Origin of the sequence: Bradyrhizobium frederickii, from assembly GCF_004570865.1 — a bacterium.
GTDB lineage: Bacteria > Pseudomonadota > Alphaproteobacteria > Rhizobiales > Xanthobacteraceae > Bradyrhizobium > Bradyrhizobium frederickii.
Genome location: NZ_SPQS01000075.1, coordinates 1 through 5500 on the forward strand (window position 1 = coordinate 1; position 5500 = coordinate 5500).

A 5500-nucleotide genomic window follows, 5' to 3' on the forward strand; every position below is an offset into this window, starting at 1 on the left:
ACCTGATCGTCGTTGCGGCCTAAGAACTCCAGATTGCCGTCCGGCAGGTAGCGTGCCAGGTCGCCGGTCCGGTACAGCCGATCGCCCTCGACAAAGGGACTGGCGATGAACCGCTCGGCAGTCAGTTCAGGGCGGTTCAGGTAGCCACGCGCCACCCCTGCCCCGCCAATGTAAAGCTCGCCCACCGCACCGAACGGCACGGGCGCGCGATCACCATCCAGCAGGTACACCCGCGTGTTGGCAATTGGACGCCCGATCGGGACCACCGACCCATTGAAATCAGCCGGGCAAGTCCAGATCGTTCCACAGACCGTTGCCTCGGTCGGGCCATAAGCGTTGAAAATTGATGCTGGGGTCCGACTTCGGATGAGTTCAGGCTTCGGCAGCTCTCCGGCGAGAATGAGAACTTGTGAGGTCAAACCTTCCAGATCCTCGCTTGTCTGAAGCAATGCTGGGGGTAATGTCGCGTGGGTGATGGCTTCGCTTTGGAGATATTCCAATAGCTTGTTACTCGCTTGACGGATCTCTTCCGAAGGCAAGTGCAAAGAGGCTCCGGAGCCAAACGCCATAAGAAGCTCCCAAGCGCTTGCATCAAAAGCAATGGAGGCGAACTGCACGACTCGGCTGTTGGAAGACGCGCCAAAGAGCCCGACCTGAGCCGACAGCAGATTGACCAATCCCTGATGTTGAACCATGACCCCCTTCGGGGATCCGGTTGATCCTGACGTGTAGATCACGTAGGCAAGATGGCCCGATGTGAGGCCAAGCGTCCGCCGGTCAGGGTTTGAAGCCGGCCGTTCGGCCCAGGGCGGGGTCGCCGTCTCCAGATCAATCACCGTCACATCGGTCAGCACTTCGGCGCCGAGTGCTGCGCGACCGACGACGTCGCAAAGCAGCAGCCTCGGCGCGGCATCGTCGACAACCTGATGCAGCCGCTCGCTGGGATAGGCTGGGTCCAGCGGCAGATAGGCACCGCCCGCCTTGAGGATCGCCAAGACACCAACCACCATCGCCGGACTGCGTTCGAGGCAGATCGCAACCGGCTGGTCCGGCTTGACCCCAAGCTCGATCAGGTGATGTGCCAGGCGGTTGGCCCGCGCATTGAGCTCGCCATAGCTCAGCCGCTCATCATCGCAGACCAGCGCCACCGCCTCCGGCGCCTTTTGCACCTGCGCCTCGAACAGCTCATGGACGCACAGGTCCGATGGATAGGCCCTCGCCGTCCGGTTCAGATCCTCCAGCAGATAGGTACGCTCCTTGGCCGGCAGGATGTCGAGGTCACGTACCGGCGTATCCGGGGCATGCTCGAGCGCCTCTGCCAGTTGCTCGAGCGCGCGCTGCATGTAGCCGCAGATCCGATCCGCCGAGACTGGCTCCGCCACCTGCGCAGTGAGGCCCAGCGCCTCGCCAAAGTCCTCCACCGACAGGGTCAGGGGATAGTTGGTGCGTTCCTCCCCACCCAGCCATTCCATGCCCGACAAGACATTATCCGTCCCGGAGCCCGGCACAGCCGGCGCCGTGTTGTGACGGTAGTTCAACAGCGTGCTGAACAGCGGCGCCGACGCCGCAACAGCGCTGCAGCGCTGTGCCAATGCCAGCGAGGCATGCTCATGTGCCAGCAGGTCGGCCAGCCGGGCGTGCGTCATCCGCACGCTCGCCTCGACGGCGGTCCCATCGAGATCAAGTCGCAGCGGCAGGGTGTTGATGAACAGCCCCATGGCGCGGTCGGCGCCAGCACTGCCCTGCAGCCGGCCTAACAGCACCGTGCCGAACACCACCTGCTCGCGGCCGCTGCTGCGCGCCACCACCTGTCCCCACGCCAGATGGCACAGGCTCGCCAGACTCACCCCCAGCCGACGCGCCTGTTCGCGTAGCTGCGCATGGAGCGCTGGCGGCAGCATCCGATGAGCCTCTCGAACCCCGCCACCGTCGCCGCGCACCTCGCTCAAGCCGAAGGGCGTGGTCGGCTCGTCGATGTCGGCCAGCAGCTCCCGGAAGAACGCTTCATCGGACTTGGCATCACCACGTAGATGCGCCTGTGCCACCAAATTACGGAATGGCTGCGGCGCCGTCAGCTCATGCACACGCTCCTCCAGCTCCGCCCGGACCTCAGCATGCATCACGTCGCGCGTCGTGTGATCCCCGATGAGATGATGCTGCAGCTCCAGCAGCAGCCAGCGCGCGCTACCGGGCTCGCGCGCAATCACAAACCGCAGCAGTGGCGCGCGGCCAAGCTCGATGCGGTGCCGACGTGGATCAAACCGCTCCTTGAGCTGCTCGGCGCCAGTGCCGTGAGCGCCATCCAGCTGAATCTCGATCACCTCCAGTCGCGCCTGCCGCCACACCACCTGGGCTGGCCGCGACAACCCCTCCCAGACAAACGAGGTACGCAGGATGTCGTGGCGATCCACCACCCGCTGGACCGCGGCAAGATAGCGATCGAGCAGCCCACGCTCGGCAAACGCCATCTGCGACACCAGTAGGTATGGATCGCCCTTTGCCGCTAGCAAATGATGGAACAGGATGCCATCCTGCAGCGGCGACAGACCGTAAATGTCCAGGATGTTGCAAACCCCGCCGGGTACCGTGGCGATGATCCGGTCGATGTCACGCTGCGTCAGCTCGATCAGCGGCAACATCTGCGGCGTGATCGCCGCAGTCCGCTCGGTGATCAAGTTGGCCGGGACCGCCGCCTCGTAATGACGACCCAGACTTGCAGCCAGATCCGCCAGCACCGGCTTGACGAACAAGGTGCGCACCTCGATGCGCAGTGACCGCCGCCGTAGACGCTCGATCATCTGCACCGCCAAGAGCGAGTGCCCTCCCAGTTCGAAGAAGTTGTCGTCTCGTCCGACCCGCTCCAGCCCGAGCAGCTCGGCCCAGATCTGGGCCAGAACCGCCTCCATCTCGCCCTGTGGCAGCGCATAGGTCCGGCGCACATAAGCCTCGTCGCGAGGGGCCGGCAGCGCCTTGCGATCGAGCTTGCCGTTCAGCGTCAACGGAAGCGCTGCCAGCCGCACGAACGCACTCGGCACCATGTAGTCCGGCAGCCGCGCACTTAAGTGCGCGCGCAAAGCGCCCGCAAGGGTGCCTGCATCGCCCTCGTCAGAGCCGGCCTCGGGCGCGTAGACCACATAGGCGATCAGATGCTTGTCACTGGGGCCGTTCTGGCGCGCCACCACCACCGCCTCGCGCACCCAGGCGTGCTCGCAAAGCTTTGCTACGATCTCGCCCGGCTCGATGCGGTAGCCGCGGATCTTCACCTGATCGTCGTTGCGGCCCAGGAACTCAAGATTGCCGTCCGGCAGGTAGCGTGCCAGGTCGCCAGTCCGGTACAGCCGATCGCCCTCGACAAAGGGACTGGCGATGAACCGTTCGGCCGTCAGCTCAGGGCGGTTCAGATAGCCCCGTGCCACCCCCGCCCCGCCAATGTAAAGCTCGCCGACCGCACCGAACGGGACCAACCCGCCATGACCATCCAGCAAGTAGACCCGCGTGTTGGCGATTGGACGGCCAATCGGAACGATAGCGTTATCAAACTCAGCGGGGCAGCTCCAGGATGTAACGTCGATCGCGGCCTCAGTCGGACCGTAGAGATTGTGCAGGGCCGTCCAGGGCAATACGTGCCGAACTCTATGCACACTGGCGGCAGGGAGCGCCTCGCCGCTGCATAAAACCCGCCGCAGCGATGTGCAGCGCTCAACACTCTTGGCATCCAAAAAGCTGACCAGCATAGATGGCACGAAGTGAACCGTCGTGATGCGCTGGCTGATGATCAAGTCGACCAATGCATCGGGATCTCTGTGCGCACCAGGCGGCGCCAGCACCAGCGTTGCCCCTTCAAGCAAAGTCCAAAAGAACTCCCAAGCCGAGACATCGAAGCTAAATGGCGTCTTCTGCAAGACGAGGTCTGTTGCCTTCAGACCATAGGCGTTCTGCATCCAGATCAGGCGATTAACGATAGCCCGATGCTCATTCTGGGCCCCTTTGGGCGTGCCCGTGGATCCCGAGGTGTAGATCACATAGGCGAGATTGCGGGAGGTTAGGCTGAGCGCGCGCGGGTCAGGATTTGCATCCGGCAAGCTGGCCCAGGCCGGCGCCGCAGCATCGAGCTCCACCACGCTCACATCGGCCGACACTACCGCGCCCAAGGCTGCACGGCCGGCCACATCGGTCAGCAGTAGGCGGGGCACCGCATCGTTGAGCACCTGGCGCAGCCGTGCCGACGGATATGCCGGGTCCAACGGCACATAGGCCCCACCAGCCTTCATGATCGCCAACAGCCCCACCACCATCATCGAACTGCGCTCAAGGCAGATCGCAACCGGCTGGTCCGGCCTAACCCCGAGGGCGATCAGGTGATGTGCGAGGCGGTTGGCCCTTGCATTGAGTTCAGCATAGCTCAGCCGCTCATCGTCGCAGACCACCGCCACTGCATGCGGCGCCTTTTGGACCTGCGCCTCGAACAGCTCATGGATGCACCGCTCCGCAGGATATCTCGCCGCCGTTCGGTTCAGCTCCTCCAGCAGATAGGTGCGCTCGGCAGTCGACAGCAGCTCAATCCGGCGGACCTCTTGCTGCGCATCGGCAGCCATCGCCCGCAGCAGCGCCAGCAGATAACCACGCTGCCGCTCGATGGTCGCCTGATCAAATAGCGCCGTGGCATAAGCCAGCGTTCCGGCGATCTCCGCGCCATGCTCGCCAAGGCTCAGCTCCAGATCGAACTTAGCCTGATCAATCTCGTCCCCGGCAGCTTCGACACTCAGCCCCGGCAGCTCCAACGCCCCAAGCGCATTGTTCTCCCAGGCCAGCATCACCTGGAACAATGGCGTGTGATCAAGAGCGCGGGGCGGCTGCACGATCTCCACCACCTGCTCGAACGGCAGGTCCTGATGCTCCTGCGCAGCCAGCACCGTGCGCCGCGTCCGCTCCAGAAACTCCGACACGCTTGGCTCGCCCGACAGATCCAGCCGAAGCGCCAGGGTGTTGACGAAGAAGCCGATTAGCTCTTCGATCTCCCGGTGCCCCCGATTGGCGCTCGGCACGCCAATCACAAGATCGTCCTGTCCCGACAGACGCGACAGCACCGCCGCCCAGGCCGCCAGCACGATCGTGAACAACGTCGTGCCATGCTGCAGGCTCAGCCGCCTCAGCTCCCGCGTCAGATCCGCATCGATGACGATCGGGACCGTGGCCGCGGCAAACGACTGCTGGCCAGGCCGCGCACGGTCCGTCGGCAAGACAAGACGGGTCGTGCCTGCCAGGGCGCTGCGCCAATATTGCGCCTGCTTCTGCAGCCGTTCGCCCGACAGCCATTGGCGTTGCCAGGCGGCGTAATCCGGATATTGGATCGCAAGCGGCGGCAGGGGATCGTCCTGCCCAGCCTCGAATGCTCGGTAAAGCTGGCTAAGTTCACGCAGCAGCACGCCCATCGACCAGCCGTCCGAGACGATGTGATGCTGGGTCAGCAGGAAGACGTGTTCCTCGTCCGACATCCGCA

General features: G+C 64.1%; 1 protein-coding gene. It reads right to left on the reverse strand.

Features of this window, described 5'->3' with window-relative positions:
- Positions 1 to 5500: non-ribosomal peptide synthetase (locus E4K64_RS39060; protein ID WP_135167603.1), on the reverse strand; the 5500-nt coding region annotated here is incomplete at both ends.